15 protein-coding genes are annotated in these 17985 nt (G+C 71.6%); 10 read left to right on the top strand and 5 right to left on the bottom strand.

The genetic code is table 11. The features are described 5' to 3' along the window. Positions 1 to 57: 57 nt before the first annotated feature. The 5 genes from glmU to pth all read left to right on the top strand — a co-directional run bounded on the left by glmU (position 58) and on the right by pth (position 4817). Positions 58 to 1644: a bifunctional UDP-N-acetylglucosamine diphosphorylase/glucosamine-1-phosphate N-acetyltransferase GlmU gene (gene glmU, locus MWU75_RS17170; RefSeq protein WP_247093219.1), complete on the top strand. Its 1587-nt coding sequence runs from the start codon at positions 58 to 60 to the stop codon at positions 1642 to 1644. Beyond that, on the top strand, positions 1641 to 2624 hold the full coding sequence (locus MWU75_RS17165; RefSeq protein ID WP_348647801.1) for a ribose-phosphate diphosphokinase: 984 nt from the start codon (positions 1641 to 1643) through the stop codon (positions 2622 to 2624). The genes glmU and MWU75_RS17165 overlap by 4 nt, the downstream gene beginning before the upstream one ends. 7 nt (positions 2625 to 2631) lie before the next feature. After that, positions 2632 to 3171 carry a DUF1697 domain-containing protein gene (locus MWU75_RS17160; RefSeq protein WP_247093217.1) on the top strand — a complete coding sequence of 180 codons (540 nt, stop codon included), beginning with the start codon at positions 2632 to 2634 and terminating at the stop codon, positions 3169 to 3171. A gap of 203 nt (positions 3172 to 3374) precedes the next feature. Continuing rightward, positions 3375 to 4040: a 50S ribosomal protein L25/general stress protein Ctc gene (locus MWU75_RS17155; protein ID WP_247093215.1), complete on the top strand. Its 666-nt coding sequence runs from the start codon at positions 3375 to 3377 to the stop codon at positions 4038 to 4040. A gap of 186 nt (positions 4041 to 4226) precedes the next feature. Beyond that, positions 4227 to 4817, top strand: a complete 591-nt coding sequence (gene pth, locus MWU75_RS17150; RefSeq protein WP_247093213.1) for an aminoacyl-tRNA hydrolase — start codon at positions 4227 to 4229, stop codon at positions 4815 to 4817. A 270-nt stretch (positions 4818 to 5087) separates the two neighbouring features. On the opposite strand, the gene MWU75_RS17145 is transcribed toward pth, so the two are convergent. Both MWU75_RS17145 and MWU75_RS17140 read right to left on the bottom strand, forming a co-directional pair. After that, positions 5088 to 5432: a HepT-like ribonuclease domain-containing protein gene (locus MWU75_RS17145; RefSeq protein WP_247093211.1), complete on the bottom strand. Its 345-nt coding sequence runs from the start codon at positions 5430 to 5432 to the stop codon at positions 5088 to 5090. Then, on the bottom strand, positions 5429 to 5884 hold the full coding sequence (locus MWU75_RS17140) for an XRE family transcriptional regulator (protein WP_247093209.1): 456 nt from the start codon (positions 5882 to 5884) through the stop codon (positions 5429 to 5431). Before MWU75_RS17140 ends, MWU75_RS17145 begins: the two co-directional genes overlap by 4 nt. Positions 5885 to 6069: 185 nt before the next feature. On the opposite strand from MWU75_RS17140, the gene MWU75_RS20065 reads away from it, so the two are divergent. Continuing rightward, positions 6070 to 6291 carry a hypothetical protein gene (locus tag MWU75_RS20065; RefSeq protein WP_348647800.1) on the top strand — a complete coding sequence of 74 codons (222 nt, stop codon included), beginning with the start codon at positions 6070 to 6072 and terminating at the stop codon, positions 6289 to 6291. A gap of 190 nt (positions 6292 to 6481) precedes the next feature. Here MWU75_RS20065 and MWU75_RS17130 read toward each other — a convergent pair whose 3' ends face one another. From MWU75_RS17130 to MWU75_RS17120, 3 genes are all read right to left on the bottom strand, one after another. Next, positions 6482 to 8482 (bottom strand): TPM domain-containing protein, encoded by a 2001-nt coding sequence (locus MWU75_RS17130; protein ID WP_247093207.1) that lies wholly within the window; start codon positions 8480 to 8482, stop codon positions 6482 to 6484. A gap of 146 nt (positions 8483 to 8628) precedes the next feature. Next, positions 8629 to 9345: a PspA/IM30 family protein gene (locus tag MWU75_RS17125; protein ID WP_247093205.1), complete on the bottom strand. Its 717-nt coding sequence runs from the start codon at positions 9343 to 9345 to the stop codon at positions 8629 to 8631. Between the two features lie 146 nt (positions 9346 to 9491). After that, on the bottom strand, positions 9492 to 11573 hold the full coding sequence (locus MWU75_RS17120) for a TPM domain-containing protein (RefSeq protein WP_247093203.1): 2082 nt from the start codon (positions 11571 to 11573) through the stop codon (positions 9492 to 9494). Between the two features lie 209 nt (positions 11574 to 11782). Here MWU75_RS17120 and mfd point away from each other — a divergent pair, with 209 nt between their 5' ends. The 4 genes from mfd to MWU75_RS17100 all read left to right on the top strand — a co-directional run bounded on the left by mfd (position 11783) and on the right by MWU75_RS17100 (position 17982). Then, the gene (gene mfd, locus MWU75_RS17115; RefSeq protein ID WP_247093201.1) at positions 11783 to 15418 is read left to right on the top strand and encodes a transcription-repair coupling factor; all 3636 of its coding nucleotides are present in this window, start codon (positions 11783 to 11785) and stop codon (positions 15416 to 15418) included. Positions 15419 to 15805: 387 nt separating this feature from the next. Continuing rightward, positions 15806 to 16486: a VOC family protein gene (locus MWU75_RS17110; protein ID WP_247093200.1), complete on the top strand. Its 681-nt coding sequence runs from the start codon at positions 15806 to 15808 to the stop codon at positions 16484 to 16486. A gap of 33 nt (positions 16487 to 16519) precedes the next feature. Beyond that, positions 16520 to 17239, top strand: a complete 720-nt coding sequence (gene ccmA, locus MWU75_RS17105) for a heme ABC exporter ATP-binding protein CcmA (RefSeq protein WP_247093198.1) — start codon at positions 16520 to 16522, stop codon at positions 17237 to 17239. After that, positions 17236 to 17982, top strand: coding sequence for an ABC transporter permease (locus tag MWU75_RS17100; protein ID WP_247093196.1), 747 nt, complete (start codon positions 17236 to 17238; stop codon positions 17980 to 17982). Before ccmA ends, MWU75_RS17100 begins: the two co-directional genes overlap by 4 nt. Positions 17983 to 17985: the final 3 nt, after the last annotated feature.

Genomic DNA, 17985 nt, shown 5'->3' with positions numbered 1-17985 from the left:
GGTGACCCCGAGGGCCGCCACCGTGCCATATCCCCGAGACCTTGGGAGCGACTCCGCGTGAGCGAGAACCGCCCGGTTGCCGTGATCATCCTCGCCGCTGGCGAGGGCACCAGGATGAAGTCCGAGACCCCCAAGGTGCTGCACCCGATCGCGGGGCGCACCCTGGTGGGCCACGCCATCCACGCCGCCCGAGGCACCGCGCCCGAGCACCTGGCGGTCGTCGTCCGGCACCGGCGCGAGCTCGTGGCGCCGCACGTGACCGAGGTCGACCCGCAGGCGCGCATCGCCGACCAGGACGAGGTGAAGGGCACCGGTCGCGCGGTGGAGTGCGGCCTGGACGTCCTGCCGCCCGACCTGTCCGGGACCGTCCTGGTGACCTACGGCGACGTGCCGCTCCTGACGACCGAGACACTGCAGGCCCTGACCGCCGCCCACGAGGCGGGCGGCAACGCCGTCACGGTGATCACCTCCGTGCTGGAGGACCCCACCGGCTACGGCCGGGTGGTGCGTGACGCGGACGGCCAGGTCCTGCGCATCGTCGAGCAGAAGGACGCCCAGAAGGCCCGCGACGAGGGCGGCGAGGACGCTGATGCCCTGGACATCCGCGAGATCAACTCGGGGATCTACGCCTTCGACGCCCAGGTGCTCCGGGACTGCCTGGCGCAGGTGGGCACCGACAACGCCCAGGGCGAGAAGTACCTCACCGACGTGCTCGGCCTGGCCCGGGCGGCGGGCCGACCCGTGCGGGCGCACGTGGTCGAGGACCGCTGGCAGTCCGAGGGCGTCAACGACCGGGTCCAGCTCGCCCAGCTGGGCCGGATCCTCAACGAGCGCACGGTCACCCGCTGGATGAGGGAAGGGGTCACCGTCGTCGACCCGGCGACCACCTGGATCGACGTGGACGTCACGATCGGTCGCGACACGGTGATCCGGCCCGGCACCCAGCTGCTGGGGGCCACCACCATCGGGGCGGACGCCGTGATCGGGCCGGACACGACGCTGACCAGCGTGGAGGTCGGGGACGGCGCCAGCGTGGTCCGGACCCAGGCCGAGCTGGCCGTCATCGGACCGAAAGCCACCGTCGGCCCGTTCAGCTATCTGCGGCCCGGCACCGAGCTCGGTGCCGCGGGCAAGATCGGTGCCTTCGTGGAGACGAAGAACGCCGTGATCGGCGAGGGGGCCAAGGTCCCGCACCTGACCTACGCCGGGGACGCCACGATCAAGGAGGGCGCCAACATCGGGGCGGGCACGATCTTCGCCAACTACGACGGCGTCGACAAGCACCACACCACGATCGGGCGCCACTCCTTCGTCGGCTCCGACACCGTGCTCGTCGCCCCGGTCAACGTCGCCGACGGGGCCTACGTCGGTGCCGGGTCGGCCCTGACGGGCGACGTCGAGCCCGGGCAGATCGCCGTCTCCCGGGCCCGCCAGCGCAACATCGACGGGTGGGTGGCCCGCAAGCGCGCCGGCACCCGGACCGCGGCCGCGGCGGAGGCAGCAGCCGCGGCAGCACCGGCACCCGCCGGCGCCACGGCCGCACCCGCGGAGAGCTCACCGTCCGGGGACGAGACGGAGGCGACCGGGCAGACCGAGCCGGGCGCACGGCATACTCACTCCCAGGACGAAGGGAGCCAGGCGTGACCGGCATCCAGAAGGCCACCCAGAAGAACCTCATGGTCTTCAGCGGCCGGGCGCACCCCAGCCTGGCCGAGGAGGTGACCACCACGCTGGGCACCGAGCTGGTGCCGACCGACGCCTACAGCTTCGCCAACAGCGAGATCTACGTCCGGTTCAACGAGTCGGTCCGCGGCTGCGACGCCTTCGTGATCCAGAGCCACACCGCGCCGGTCAACGAGTGGATCATGGAGCACCTGATCATGGTTGACGCGCTCAAGCGCGCCTCGGCCAAGCGGATCACGGTGGTGCTGCCGTTCTACGGCTACGCCCGCCAGGACAAGAAGCACCGGGGCCGCGAGCCCATCTCGGCCCGCCTGATGGCCGACCTGTTCAAGACCGCCGGAGCCGACCGGCTGATGGCCGTCGACCTGCACACCTCACAGATCCAGGGCTTCTTCGACGGCCCCGTCGACCACCTGATGGCGCTGCCGATCCTGGCCTCCTACGTGCGCAAGAACTACGGCAAGGAGGACCTGGCGATCGTCTCCCCGGACGCCGGCCGCATCAAGGTCGCCGAGCAGTGGAGCCAGCGCCTGGGCGGTGCCCCGCTGGCCTTCATCCACAAGACCCGCGACATCACCCGCCCCAACGAGAGCGTCGCCAACCGGGTCGTCGGTGAGGTCGCCGGCCGCACCTGCATCCTGGTTGACGACATGATCGACTCCGGCGGCACCATCTGCCAGGCGGCCGACGCGCTGATGAAGGACGGGGCCGCCAGCGTCGTGATCGCCGCGACGCACGCGATCTTCAGCGGTCCGGCCGTCGAGCGGCTGGCCAACTCGGTGGCCCGCGAGGTGGTCGTCACCAACACGCTGCCGATCAGCGCCGAGGCCCGGGCGCTGGACAAGATCACCGAGCTGTCCATCGCGCCGCTGATCAGCCAGGCGATCCGCGCGGTCTTCGAGGACGGGTCGGTCACGAGCATGTTCGACGGACACGCCTGAGCGGCCGATGCCCACCTACGTCGGCTTCCTGCGGGCGATCAACCTCGGGTCCACCCGCAAGTTCCCCAAGGACGCGGTCCGGGCGAGCGCGGAGGCAGCCGGCTTCACCGACGTCGAGACCTACCTCAACACCGGAAACCTCTGCGTGACCACCCGGATGCGATCGCTCGCCCGGGTCGAGGACGCCCTGGAGTCGGCCTTCCTGGCCGACCGCGGCTTCGAGGTGCCCACCATCGTCTTCGGCCAGGCGGAGCTCTCCGAGCTGAGCGAGTATGCCGTAGGGCTGGGGGAGCGGTCCGGTCCCCTCCAGCGGCACTACATCAGCCTGCTGCGGGAGGCGCCGTCGCGGAAGGTGATGGCCGCGGTGGAGGAACGGTCCACCGACCAGACCCGGATCGTGGTGCACGGGCGCAGCGTCAACATGATGTGGAGCCACGCGACACCGGGCGACGTCGACCCGCTCGGGACCTCGCTGGCCGGCGCGCTGGGGCTGTCGAGCGCACGCACCGCCAAGGTGCTGGCCGAGGTCTCCCGCCGCTGGTGCTGACCGAGTTGGCCGGTGGGGACCGGCTGACCTAGACTGATCCACTGTTGCCTCGGCGAGGGACGCTGCACGAAGGAGTGGCCGCGTCCGTGAATCGACGCGGTTGAGCCGTTCCACGCGGCCCGCTGCCGTGTCGTGCCGCGCCCCGCGTCGAGGCCCCACCGCTGATTCCGACCCCACGGACCTGACCCCACGGAGGCCCAGACATGGCTGACTACCTTTCCATCTCCGCCGAGAAGCGCACCGAGTTCGGCAAGGGCGCGGCCCGTCGCGTCCGCCGCGCCGACAAGATCCCCGCGGTCCTCTACGAACACGGCAACCCGCCGCTGCACCTGACCCTCCCGGGCCACGCCACGATGATGGCGCTGAAGCACACCAACGCGGTCCTCACCCTGGACGTCGATGGAGAGCAGCACCTGGCGCTGGCCAAGGACGTGCAGCGCGACCCGATCAAGCGCACCATTGAGCACGTCGACCTGGTCATCATCCGCAAGGGTGAGAAGGTCGTCGTCGACATCTCGATCCACGTCGAGGGCCAGGCTGCCCCGGACACGGTCGTCACGACCGACTACACCGAGGTCGCCGTCGAGACCGACGCCACGAGCATCCCGGAGTCCTTCACCGTCTCCGTCGAGGGCCTGGAGGCCGGCAGCCAGATCCTGGCCGGCCAGGTTGAGCTGCCCGAGGGCGTCACGCTCGTCACCGACCCGGAGGCCCTGCTGGTCAACGTCACCCAGCAGATCTCCGAGGAGGCGCTGGAGGCCGAGCTGGCCGAGGCCGAGAGCGAGGCCGGCATCGAAGCGGACGAGCCGGAGACCGAGGCTGCTGCCGACGAGGAGGCCGCCGCCGAGGCCCCGGCCGAGGACGCCTGAGCCTTCCGCACGACCGCCGCACGCACGAGCGCGCCCCTGATCGCGGCGCGCACTCTCGCCGCACGCGCCTGAAACGTCCGTGCGAGACCGCGGCGCACGGCATACTCTCGGGGTTGTCCCGGACCACGCGTCCGGGGCAACCCCGCTGCCGTTCCCTGCCCGTAGTTCGCGACCCGAGGAGCAACGATGGACCCCTGGTTGGTGGTGGGCCTGGGCAACCCCGGGCCGAAGTATGCCGGGCACCGGCACAACATCGGCGCGATGGTGATCGCGGAGCTTGCTGAGCAGGCGGGAGCCTCGGCCAAGGAGCACAAGGGCCGGGCGTGGGTCAGTGAGGTCCGCCTCGGCACGATGCCCGGGGGCGCCCCCGGTCCGCGCGCGATCCTGGCCCAGCCGATGACCTACATGAACGTCTCTGGTGGTCCGGTCGCAGCCCTGGTGCGGTTCTACAAGGTGCCGTTGGAGCAGGTCATCGTCGTGCACGACGAGCTGGACATCGACTTCGGTGCGATCAAGCTCAAGCGCGGTGGCGGCGAGGGCGGCCACAACGGGCTGCGCTCGATCAGCCAGTCCCTGGGCACCAAGGACTACCTGCGGGTGCGGCTGGGCATCGGGCGTCCGCCGGGGCGCCAGGACCCGGCCGACTATGTGCTCTCCGACTTCCCCTCCCGCGACCGGGTCGACGTCGAGCTGCTCATCGGCGACGGCGCCGACGCGGTGACCGACCTGGTGCACACGGGCCTCGAGACGACGCAGGGCCGGTTCCACAGCCGCTGACTGTTGCTCCGGCCACCGGCGCTGGCCTCGTCGGGGTTTGGCGTTGGCGGCTTCTCACGGGGTGGGTGCAGCGCCTCTAGCGGTATCGGGATGCACTTCGCTTAGCCGGGGGGCCTGCCTCGATGTATGCCGTGGGGTCGGTCACGAGGCGGTCTCCCAGCGCACGCCGGCCTCGCGGAGGGCCCGAGCGAGAGCGTCGGAGATCATCTGCCTAGTATCGCGCGGCGCCGGATGCGGTGCGGCTGCCGTCCGTCGAAGAGGTACCGCCGATCAGTCCTCGGTCAGCCCGAGCTCACGGGCGAGACCAGGGATTCGTGTGGTGAGCGCGGTCCACATGAGGTCGGCATTCACCTTGTCGTAGTGGTGGGCCACGAGGTTGCGCATCCGCATGATCGCGACCCATGGCACGTTCGGGTGCGATTGCCGGAACGAGTCCGGCAGCTTCTCGACGACTGTTGCCACCTTGATCAGGACCCGCTCGCCCGCGTTGCGGAGCAGCGCGCCATCAGCATCGTCAGCGAGGTACCTGTCCCGCCCCTGCGCAACGACGTGCTCTGCCTCCCTCGCGAACGCGGTCAGATCGGAAAGTCGGCGAGCGAGCCGGGCATCGGTCACAGCGGGACGGCCCCTCGTTGCAGGTCCTCGACGACCGGACCGGTGGAGCCGGCCGAGACGATATCCACCGGGACGGTCAGGAGCTCGGCCAGGTCGGCCTCGAGTGCCAGCAGGTCAACGATGTCGCGGTCGGACTCGAACTCGACCAAGAGGTCGAGGTCTGAACCGATCGTGTCCTGGCCGCGGGCGGCCGAGCCGATCAACGTGGCGTGCAGGCCGCCGTGCCGCCGAACCATGGCTCGGACCTCACCGAGACGGGCGTGCAGTGCTGTTGACGGTCGGATCGCAAGGGTGGCATCGATCGCTGCCCGAACCGGCTCCGTCGGGGTCCGCGTACCGGCCTCGATCGCGCTGATCATCGGCTGTGTCACGCCGACCCGCCCGGCGAGTGCGCGCTGCGACAGCCCGAGCAACTCGCGCCTCGTCCTCACGATGTCGCCGTAGTCGGGCACACGTCGATGATAACTCATGAGTTATCGGATGCAGAAACGTGCTGATGCACCCTGAACGTCTCCGGTGGCCCGGTGGCTGCGCTGGTGCGGTTCTACTAGGTGCCGTTGGAGCAGGTCGTGGTGGTGCATGACGAGCTGGACATCGACTTCGGTGCGATCAAGCTCAAGCGTGGTGGGGGTGAGGGGTGGCCGCAACGGGTTCCCTGGGGACCAAGGACTACCTGCGGGTGTGGCTGGGCATCGGGCGTCCGCCGGGGCGCCAGGACCCCGCGGATTATGTGCACTCCGACTTCCCCTCCCGGGACCGGGTCGACGTCGAGCTGCTCATCGGTGACGGCGCCGACGCGGTGACCGAACTGGTGCACACGGGGCTTGAAGCGACACAGGGCCGGTTCCACGGTCGCTGAGCTGAGGGCGCCGCGGGCGGCTGTCGTCTGAGGGCGCTTTGCGACGGCAGTGGCTCGTCTTCGAGCCCCTAGCTCATCCTCGAGCCGGTTGCAGTCGGCCCGATGAGACGGGAGGCGCTCGAAGACGAACTGCCGGCGTGGACGGCTGCGCCAGGACCTGCTGTGGGCTCCAGACCTCCGTCCGGCAGGTTCAGAAGCGGCCGCCGCGGGAACGACGTGAGCTCGAGCGGCGGGAGCTCGACCGACGGGAACTCGATCGACGCGAGCTCGACCGCCGAGAGGAGCTGCGCGAGCGCGACGAGCTCCGTGAGCTGCTGAAGCTGCTGCGGGAACTGCCGGAGCCACCCCAGCCCGAGCCACCCCAACCCGACCCGCCGCCGGTCTGCACGCTGACGGTGGGCAGCGCGCGGGCCACTGCGTCAGCTCGGCTGGCGGCCTGCTGCAGGGTGCGCTCGGCGGTCTCGGGGTCGGACTGCACGAGCGCGACACCCTGGGCCAGCAGGTCGCGTGCCGCCTGGGCGCTGCGACGCTGCGACTCCGGAGTCAACGACCAGACCCGCTGCAGGTCGCTGTCCATGAACTTGACCCGGGCCTCTGCGACCCGCTGCTGGCTCTCGGCGCGGCCGACCGCCTTGAGGTGCTTCTCCTCCTCGGCGCGGTAGCCGGCCAGCGCCGCGTCCAAGGCCCGCTCGATCTCCCCGAGCTCGGCGGCCAGGTCGACCGGGTCCTCCGCAGCGTCCGGGACCCGGCCCAGTGCGGTGCGCGCCGTCGTCACGAGGGCACCGACGGCTGCATCCTGCGGCGCGAGGCGCTCGGCATCGGCCAGGTCCCCCATCAGGGAGGCGCCGGCCTCCTCCAGCAACTGGTTCCAGCTCGCCACGAGCCCGTCGACGTCGGCGAGCAGGTCGGTCTGAGCGGTGACCTCGGACAGCGCCTGCTCGGCCGCCTTGATCGGCAGGACCGCGTCCTCCGGACCCTCGGTCCGCAACCGCTCCCGCGCGAGCTCCACCGACGCTGCGCCCTGCCCGAGGAGTGCCCGGCAGCCGGCGATGACGTCGCCGAACTGCTCCCGCTGCCCACCGCGCAGATCTGTGCGGGCGGCCAGCAACGGCTCGGTGTCGTCCAGGGTGCGGGTCGCCGCGGCGATCCCGGCGGCGAGCTCCTCGATGCGCTCAGGAGCGCGGTCGGACAGGCGCCGCAGGTCGTTGAACGCCTCCGTGTGCTCGTCCAGGCGCGTGTCGGCGCGGGCGATGAGCTCCTGCAGCGCCCGGAACCGGTCCATCGTGCTGTTGTAGGCGGTCACCTCGGAGACCTCCCCGATCTGCTCACGCACCCGGTAGGCCTCCACCGCCTCGGCCCGCGAGGCCTCCACCGCCTCGCGGAAGGGGCGGGTGAGCTCTGGCGCGAACTCTGCCTCGGCATACTGCAGCTCGGTCTCCGAGGAGGCCAGGGCGTTGTCGAGGGCGACCAGCTGGCCACCGATCTGCTCGGAGGTGGCCGCGAGCTCCTCGGCCTCATCCTCCCTGCGCCGGCGGTCGGCCAGGCGCCGCCTCACCCGTGGCACGGTGATGACGGCGCCCCCGATGGCCGCGACGCCCAGACCGATCCCGATGGCGTTGCGGCCGGCGTTCGCCCCCTCGGCCCTGACGTCGATGAACCCGTTCGCCGCAGCCATCGCGGCCCCGTCCCAGTCGCTGTCGCGCAGCTCGGTCTCGATGCGCTCGACGACCCGGTCCTCCTGGTCCACCGAGATGCCGGCGGCCTCGGACACCGACAGGCCCCAGGAACGCTCACCGGTGGCCACGGCCAGGAGCAGGTCCTCGTCGCCCAGGTGCGACGCGTCGGCCGTCTGCTCCGCCCAGTCCCAGCCGCTGAGCCCGCCGAAGTCGTCGACGAAGACCACGTAGAGCTGCAGCCCGGTCTCCTCGTGCAGCCGCTCCTGCGCGTCGCGGACAGCGGTCTCGTCGTCGATCGCCCCCACCTCGTCGACCAGCTCGCCCGGCAGGTTGAACGGGTCGGACCCGTAGGCCGGGGCGAGGGTGAGCAGGAAGGTCACCGCGACCGCGGCGAGCAGGGCTCCCCACCGGGCGAGCGGCCAGCCGGGCGCGGCGACCGACGCGCTGACCCCCGAGGTCGAGTCAGAACGGTGGCTCGAGCGGGGCGTGGCGTGGTGGTGCGAGGAGGTGCGCATGGTGTGGTCCTTCCCCCGAGGGTGGTGTCGGTCCCCTGTGCCGCGAGCGCCCGTGGCGGACCACCTCGCAGCGGCGGACCCGCCGGACGTGTCCGGCGGGTCCGCGGATGCTGCTGGCCGGCGGTGCCGGCCCGGCTGACGTCGGGTCAGCCCTGGTTCTTCAGCGCCGCGAGGCGGGCCTCGATCTCGGCGTCGTGGCTGTGGTCCTCGAGCTGGTCGAACTGGTCCTCGAGGGTGGTGGCGTGGGCCTCCGCGCGGCCGGCCACGAGGGCCTCCTCGCGGCGGATCTTGTCCTCGAAGCGGCCCAGCTCGCTGGTCGGGTCCATCACGTCGATGGAGCGCATGGCGTCGTTGACCTTGGACTGCGCCTCCACCGAGCGGGCGCGCGCCACGAGGGTGCCGCGCTTGGACTTCAGCTCCTCGAGCTTGGTCTTCATGCTGACCAGGCCCTCCTTGAGCTTGTCGACGGTGACGTTCTGCTGCTCGATCGCGGGGCGGGCGGCGCTGACGTCGCCCTCGTGCTGGATCTGGCGGCCCAGCGCGATCTTGGCCAGGTTGTCGAACTTGTCGGCGCCGGCGGCGTCCCCACCGGCGCGCAGCTCCTCGGCCTTGCGCGAGGCGGCGGCGGCCTTGCGGCCCCACTCCTGCGCGGCCTCCTCGTCGCTGCGCAGGTCGGCCTCGGCCATCCGCACGTTGGCGATGGTCTGCGCCACGGCCTCCTCGGCCTCGGCGATCGAGTTGGTGTAGTCGCGCACGAGCTGGTCGAGCATCTTCTCCGGGTCCTCGGCACGGTCCAGGAGGGAGTTGATGTTGGCCTTGGCGAGCTGGCTGATCCGGCCCAGGATGGTCTGCTTCTGCGTCATGGTCTGAGTGTCCTTTCATCGGGACCGGTGTGCAACAGGCCCTTAGACAGTATGTCGTGGTGTCGGGTCCTACGTATGGACGGCCGGAGCCGCCCGTTGGTTCCGTGTGCTTGCGCGGTGTTCTGCACGTCAGGGGTGTCGGCGTCTCAGAAGCGGCCCCCCACTGACGTGGAGCCGCCCCCGCCGCCGAAGCCGCCCCCGCCACCGAAGCCTCCGCCCCCGCCGAAGCCGCCGCCCCCGCCTCCCCAACTGCCGCCGCCACCCCAGCCGCCGCCGTGCCGGTTGCCGCCGCCGAGGAGGATGCCGCCGAGGATCACCGACATGGGGTCGATGCCACCCCGCCGCGTGCCGCCACCCGTCGGTCCGTCCCACCGGTCGAGGTCCTGCTGGGCCTCGCTGAGAGCCTGCTCGCCCAGCTGCTCGGCGCGGGTGAGCAGGCCGGCGGCCTCACGCGGGTTGTCCTGCACGACGCGCTGGGCCTCGTCGAACAGCCGCAGCGCCTCGGAGATCCTGGTGCGGGCACCGCTGTTGACGGCACCGCGCCGGGTGGCGATGGTCTCGTCGATGCTGCGCAACCGGGCCCCGACGCGACTCACCCGAGACTGGAAGTCCTCGCGTGTCTTGGCGCGGGCGCTCTCCGCATCGCGCAGGGGGTCCAGCAGGGTGTCCAGGTCGTGCTCGGTGGCGTCGAGCTCGGCGAGGGCGGCCAGCGGGTCGCCGGAGGTGTCCGCGGTCTGCCCGCGGGCGATCGCCTGCCGGGCCTTCTCGACGACCGGCTGGATCACCGTGTCCTTCGGGGCCAGGCGCTCGGCGTCGTGGATGTCGGAGGTCAGGGACGCGATCGCCCGGGCCAGCACCTCCTTGGCGTTGGCGAGGTCGTTGTCTGCCGTGCCGACGGCGTCGAGCAACCGCACGGCCTGTCCGAGAGCCTCCTCGGCGGCGCGCGCGGCGGCCACCGCGGAGGGGCGGTCCCCGCCGGAGACCGACTGCCGTCCGGCGTCCACGAACCCGAGGGCGCTGTCCAGTAGCCGCTCCGCCTGCGCGCGGTGCGAGCGCACGGTGACCAGGGCCTGGGCGGGGTAGCGCGCGGCGAGGCCGTTGATCTGCTGGTCGGCGACGGGCAACCGTCCCCTCACCTCCTGCGTCCGCCCGGCGAGCTCCTCGAGGAACTGCGGCACGGTGTCCTGCAGCGACCGCATCTGCGCGAACTCCGCGCTGTGCGCGTCCAGGCTGGTCTGGGCCGCGGTGCACAGGCTGATGATCTGGCCGAGCATGCTGCGCTCGACGGGCTCGGCCTCGTGGTCCGCGTCGTCCAGCTGCTGGCGGATCTGGAAGGCCTCCTGGGACCTGGCCCGGGCCTGGGTCAGCACGTCGCGGAACTGCTCCGTGCGCTGCTGGCCGAACTGCGCCTCGGCGAAGCTCAGCTCCTCCTCGGCGCTCCGCAGGGCGTTGTCCAGCCCGACGAGGGCTGCCGCCGCCTGGCGCTGCAGCTCCTGGGTGGGCACCTGGGCGATCTGGCCGGGCTCGGCCGGCAGCTGACCCGCCCGCTCCTGGCTCCGGCGCGCGGACTTGTTGCCCAGGGAGGAGATCAGCCTCGACCCCGCGACCGCCACGACGGGGACGGCGAAGAACCACGGGAAGGCACTGCCGAAGCCGCTGCCCTCACCCTGATGGGACGACCCGCCCGGGACCGGCGTCGCGGTGTCCTCGCCTGGAGTGTTCACGCCGTCGGGGAAGACCTCTGCCAGGCCTCGCGTGGCGGCGACCGACGCACCGACCCAGTCGTCGTCGGCGAGCCGGGGCTCGACATACTCACTGGCCACGATCTGCAGCTGGTTCTCCGGGATCGCCGAGCTGCCCGAGAGGCCGTAGGCACGCTGGTCGATCGCGACGGACAGCAGGATGTCGTCCCCGCCGAAGCCGTTGAGGTTGTAGGTCTCGTCCGACCACTCGGCACCGCTGGCCCGGTCGAACGCATCGACATACACGACGAACAGCTGCAGTCCCGTGTCGTCCCGCAGGTCCTGGATCGCCGCCTCGACCTCGCCCTCGCTCCCGGAGAGCGCACCCACCGGGTCGGTGATCTGTTCCACCAACTCGAGCGGCTCCTCCTCCGCCACCGCAACCTGTGCGGTGAGCGTGAGGGGCACGGCGAGCGCGGCCCCCACGAGCAGCGTGGCCCCCCAGGACCTGGTCGTGCTCGGGCTCTGCTCGGCGTTGTGGGTCACGGTGTGATCTTCCTGTCCCCGACCCGAGCGCGCAACCACACCCCCGGGCCGCATCGGTGGTTTCCCTGTCGGTCTGGCCCTGGACCATGGCCGTGAAAACGTCCTTGTCGGTCCTGGCCCTTAGACTGGCAGAGACCCCGACGAGTTCCTCGATCGGGTCTTTTGTGCTGTCTGTGCGCTTCATGAGTATGCCGAGAGAAGGGTCCCGCGTGAGCCTCACCCCCGTGCTGGCCGGGTTGGTCACCGACCCCGGTGCCGCCGCCGTCCTCGCGGCCGCCGACGACCGCGAGCCGCTGGTCGACGTCGCGGTCGCCGCAGGGGCCCGTCCGGCCCTGGTCGCCTCCCTGGCCGCGAAGTCACCGGTCCTGGCGGTCACCGCGACCGGCCGCGAGGCCGACGACCTGGCCGCCGCCCTGGCCGAGTTCCTGCCGCAGGAGCAGATCGCGAGCTTCCCGAGCTGGGAGACGCTGCCCCACGAGCGGCTCAGCCCGCGCTCGGACACCGTCGGTCAGCGGCTGGCGGTGCTGCGCCGGCTCACCCACCCCGAGCCCCCTGACTCCCCGGTCGGCGGCGGCGCCTACGGACCGGTGCAGGTCGTGGTCGCCTCGGCCCGGGCCCTGCTCCAGCCGTTCGTCGCCGGTCTCGGCGAGCTCGTCCCGGTCCAGCTCCGCGCGGGGGAGACCCACGTCTTCGAGGAGGTCGTCGAGGCGTTGGCCGCCGCGGCCTACACCCGCACCGACCTCGTGGAGCGGCGCGGCGAGTTCTCGGTGCGCGGCGGCATCCTCGATGTCTTCCCGCCGACCGAGGAGCACCCGCTGCGCGTGGAGTTCTGGGGCGACACGGTCGAGGAGGTCCGCTGGTTCAAGGTCGCCGACCAGCGCTCCCTGGAGATCGCCGACGGCGGTCTCTGGGCACCGCCGTGCCGCGAGCTGCTGCTCACCGCCGAGGTGCGGGAGCGGGCGGCCGCGCTCGCCGAGCAGCTCCCCGGCGTCGCCGACATCCTCGGCAGGGTCTCCGAGGGGATCGCCGCCGAGGGCATGGAGTCCCTCACCCCCGCCCTGGTCGACTCGATGGAGACGATCCTGGACGTGCTCGCGGACGGGAGCCGCGTCATACTGCTGGATCCCGAGCGGATCCGCACCCGAGCCCACGACCTGGTCTCGACCAGCCTGGAGTTCCTCGAGGCCAGCTGGGCCAACGCCGTCGCGGGCAACTCCGTGCCGGTGGACCTGCAGGACGTGCTCGGCACCGCGTCCTACTGGTCGGTGGCCGACATGCGCGCCCGAGCCCTGGAGCTGGGCCGCGACTGGTGGACGCTGACGGCCTTCGCGGGGGACGAGGAGCTCGCCGCCTTCGCCGAGGTGGGCGACGCGGGCACCGACGCTGACGGCCGCGACACCGCGACCGACGGGCCGGTCGCGCGGCAGATCACCGTCGACTCCCGTGCCGTCGAGGCCTTCCGGAGTGATGCGGAGGCGATCGCGAAGGCCCTGCGTGCCTGGCTCGCGGACGGGCAGCAGGTGGTGCTCTCCCTGGAGGGGCCGGGCCTGGCGCGCCGAGTCAGCGAGGTGCTGGCCGAGCACGACGTCCCGCACCGGCTGGTGACCTCGCTCGAGCGCCTGGAGCACGAGGTCGTGCAGGTCACGACCGGGTCGGTGGGCCGTGGCTTCGTGCTGCCGGGCGCCAAGCTCGTGGTGGTCGGCGAGACCGATCTGACCGGTCAGGCCGGCACCGGCGGCTCGACCAAGGACATGCGCCGGATGCCGTCACGCCGGCGCGCGCAGGTCGACCCGCTGCAGCTGCGGCCGGGTGACTTCGTGGTGCACGAGCAGCACGGTGTCGGCCGGTTCGTGGAGATGGCGCAGCGGCAGGTGCAGGGGGCGGTGCGTGAGTACCTCGTGCTGGAGTACGCCTCGGCCAAGCGGGGCCAGCCCGCCGACCGGCTGTACGTCCCGACCGACCAGCTGGACCAGATCACGAAGTATGTCGGCGGCGAGGCCCCGACGCTGAACCGGCTGGGCGGCGCCGACTGGCAGAAGACCAAGTCCCGGGCCAAGAAGCACGTGCGGCAGATCGCCGCGGAGCTGATCCGGCTCTACAGCGCCCGGATGGCCACGCAGGGCCACGCGTTCGGCCCGGACACCCCGTGGCAGCGGGAGCTCGAGGACGCCTTCGCCTTCGTCGAGACGGCCGACCAGCTCTCCAGCATCGAGGAGGTCAAGGCCGACATGGAGAAGACCGTCCCGATGGACCGGCTGATCTGCGGGGACGTCGGCTACGGCAAGACCGAGATCGCGGTCCGCGCGGCCTTCAAGGCGATCCAGGACGGCAAGCAGGTGGCCGTGCTGGTGCCGACCACGCTGCTGGTGCAGCAGCACTTCCAGACCTTCTCCGACCGCTACTCGCAGTACCCCGTGATCGTCAGGGCGCTCTCCCGCTTCCAGTCCGACCGGGAGGCGGCCGAGGTCATCAAGGGCCTGGCCGACGGGAGCGTCGACCTGGTCATCGGCACCCACCGTCTGTTGTCCACCTCGGTGACCTTCAAGGACCTGGGGCTGGTCGTCATCGACGAGGAGCAGCGCTTCGGCGTCGAGCACAAGGAGCAGCTCAAGGCGCTGCGCACCAACGTCGACGTGCTGGCCATGTCCGCGACCCCGATCCCGCGGACGCTGGAGATGGCGGTGACCGGCATCCGGGAGATGTCGACCCTGGCGACCCCGCCGGAGGAGCGGCACCCGGTGCTGACCTTCGTGGGCGGCTACGACGAGAAGCAGATCGCGGCGGCGATCCGGCGCGAGCTGCTGCGGGACGGGCAGGTCTTCTTCGTGCACAACAAGGTGACCTCGATCGAGCGGGTCGCCAGCCGGATCCGTGAGCTCGTCCCGGAGGCCCGGGTCGCGACCGCCCACGGACAGATGGGGGAGCACCAGCTGGAGAAGGTCGTCGTCGACTTCTGGGAGCGCAACTTCGACGTGATGGTCTGCACCACGATCGTCGAGACCGGCCTGGACATCTCCAACGCCAACACCCTCATCGTCGACCGGGCCGACCAGTTCGGGCTGTCCCAGCTGCACCAGCTGCGGGGCCGCGTCGGCCGCGGCCGGGAGCGGGCCTACGCCTACTTCCTCTACCCGCCGGAGAAGCCCCTCACCGAGACCGCGGTCGACCGGCTGCAGACGATCGCGGCCAACACCGACCTCGGGGCCGGCATGGCCGTGGCGATGAAGGACCTGGAGATCCGCGGCGCCGGCAACCTGCTCGGCGGCGAGCAGTCCGGCCACATCGCGGGCGTCGGCTTCGACCTGTACGTCCGCCTCGTCGGCGAGGCCGTCGCCGGCTTCAAGGGTGAGCTGGACGAGGCCCCCGCCGAGATCAAGATCGAGCTGCCGGTCGACGCGCACCTGCCACACGAGTACATCCCCGGCGAGCGGCTCCGGCTCGAGGCCTACACCAAGCTGGCCAAGGTGACCGACGAGGCAGAGCTCGCCGAGATCGAGGCGGAGCTGGTCGACCGCTACGGCGCCCCGCCGGTGCCGGTGCAGACGCTCCTGGAGGTGGCGCGCCTGCGCACCCTGGCCCGCAGAGCCGGCATCAGCGACATCTCCACCCAGGGGCAGACCATCCGGTTCGGCCCGGTCGAGCTCCGTGAGAGCCAGCAGCTCCGGCTCAACCGGCTCTTCCCCGGGACGATCCTCAAGGCCGCCACCCGCACCATCCTCGTGCCGGCCCCCAAGACCGCGAGGATCGGCGGCAAGGTGCTGCGGGACAAGGAGATCCTCGACTGGGCGTCCGCGCTCATCCGGCACGTCCTGCTGGACGACCTGGCGGCCGTCCCCGCGACCTGAACGGACGCGCGGGCCATACGCTGACCCGTCAGGAGGTGGGCGCGTGGTCGAAGCACAGGACGTGGCGCCGGGTCTCGGTCGGCAGGTCGACCTGACCAGGCAGCAGGCCGGGGCGTGCCGTGAGCTGGGCTCGCCGTTCTACGAGACCCTCCTCGGGCACCGACGATGTGGCAGCCGGCGGAGCGGGCGCGCGCGTCCTGTCCGGTGGACGGGCTGGACCTACGAGACGGTCACCACACGGTGGTCGCGGGGACGTGCTGCCACATCACCGAGTGCCACACCCGGTGCGGTGGGGCGATCCGCGCCGATGAGCCGACCGGTGGAGCCTGGTGGATGTGCTGGCGCCGGTCGATGGTGTGATCCCCGCTGAGGTGGGACGCTGTCGGCATGACCTCTCCGGACGCCGTGACCCCCTATGACGCCACGCACGTCGAGGGGCTGGGCGACTGGCGCTACCTGCTGGGGGAGCTGGTGGCCAGGTTCGAGACCGGCAGCCCCGCGGAGGGCGCCGCGCTCGCCGTCGCGATCACCCAGGCGGCGGACCGGCTGCACCACCACCCGGAGATCGACCTGCGCCCGGACCACCTGGTCGTGCGCACCCGCACCGTGGCCGCGGACGGCCTCACGCAGTATGACGTGGACCTGGCTCGGGCGATCAGCGACCTGGCCGACGGTGCCGGTGCCGCGTCGGCTCCGGGGCGCGTCGGGTCCCTCGAACTGGCCATCGACACGGTGGACGCGGACGCCATCCGGCCCTTCTGGATCGCGGTCCTGGGCCTGGAGCCGGACGCCCGCGGGGACCTGCGTGACCCGGCTGGGCAGCTCCCCGACCTCTGGTTCCAGGACATGGACCCGCCGCGGACCGACCGCAACCGGATCCATTTCGACCTCACCCTCCCGCACGACGTCGCCGAGGCGCGCGTCGCCGCGGCACTCGCTGCCGGCGGGCGGCTGGTCTCGGACGAGCGCGCGCCCGCGTGGTGGGTGCTCGCCGACGCCGACGGCAACGAGATCTGCATCTGCACCTGGCAGGGACGGTCGAGCAGCGGAGAGCCCGGCCGGGTCTAGCGTGAACACCCAGGTGGTCCCCGAGGAGGCAGTATGACGTCCGGTCCCGTGGTGCAGGTGGCTGACCTCAGCGTGATCCGGGGCGGTGTCGAGGTCCTGCACGGGGTGGACCTCACCGTCGAGGGCGGTGAGTTGGTGGGGATCGTCGGGCCGTCTGGAGGCGGGAAGTCCACGCTGATGCGGGCGATCGTCGGGGTGCAGGCCAACGTCGCGGGGACGGTCCGGGTGCTCGGGGAGGAGGCGGGGTCCCCCTCGGTGAGGGGACGGATCGGCTATGTCACCCAGTCGCCGTCGATCTACGACGACCTCACGGCACGGCAGAACCTGCAGTTCTTCGCCGCGATCCAGGGGGTCGGGCGGCGTCAGGTGGAGGCGGCGCTGACCACGGTTGACCTGGCCGGTGCGGCGGACCAGGTGGTGGGCGCGATGTCGGGTGGTCAGCAGTCGCGGGTCTCTCTGGCCACGGCGCTGCTCGGTGACCCCTCCCTGCTGGTCCTCGACGAGCCCACCGTCGGTCTGGACCCGGTGCTGAGGCGGTCGCTGTGGTCGACCTTCCGGGACCTTGCGGCGGCCGGTGCTGCGGTGCTGGTCTCCACGCACGTGATGGACGAGGCGGAGCGGTGCGACCGGATCGCCCTGCTCCGGGAGGGTCGTGTCCTGGCGACCGGGTCCCCCGCGCAACTGCGTGAGCGCACGGGAGCCGACACCGTCGAGGCGGCCTTCCTCGCGCTCATCGATGAGGCGGCGGCATGACTCCGCGGATCACCCTGGCGGTGGCGCGCAGGGTCCTGCACCAGCTCCGGGGTGACCCCCGCACCGTGGCGCTGATGCTGCTCCTCCCGTGCGTCGTCATACTGCTGCTGTGGTGGGTGTTCTCGGAGGTCCCCGGGGGCATGCTGGACCGGTTCGGCCCGGCGATCATCGCGTTCATGCCCTTCACGGTGATGTTCATCGTCACCTCGGTCACGATGCTGCGGGAGCGCACGGCGGGGACGTTGGAGCGGATGCTGGCGATGCCGACCGGCCGCGGGGACATCCTGGTGGGCTATGCCCTGGCGCTGGTGGCGATCTGCCTGGTGCAGGCCACGCTCGTGATCGCCCTGGCGGTGTGGGTGCTGGGCATGGAGGTCGGTGGCCCCATCTGGGCGCTGCTGGTGGTCGCGCTGGCCGACTCGTTCCTGGGGACAGCCCTGGGTCTGGCGGTCTCGGCATTCGCCCGCACCGAGTTCCAGGCGGTGCAGTTCATGCCGGCGCTGGTCTTCCCCCAGCTGCTGCTGTGCGGGCTCTTCCTCCCGCGGGACCAGATGCCCCGGGCCGCTGAGGTGATCTCCGACTTCCTGCCCCTGACCTATGCCGTGGAGGCGATGCAGGGCGTGCAGGCCGGCGTCGACGGGGCGGTGGCCGACGGCACGTGGACCCACCTGCTGGTCGTCGTGGCGATCGCGGTGGTGGTGCTGGCGCTCGGCACGCTGACCCTCAGTCGGCGGACCGACTGAGCC

Source organism: Ornithinimicrobium sp. F0845 (assembly GCF_023015765.1).
GTDB lineage: Bacteria > Actinomycetota > Actinomycetes > Actinomycetales > Dermatophilaceae > Ornithinicoccus.
The sequence above is the reverse complement of the archived record's forward strand: the minus strand, read 5'-3'. Positions and strand labels throughout refer to the sequence as shown.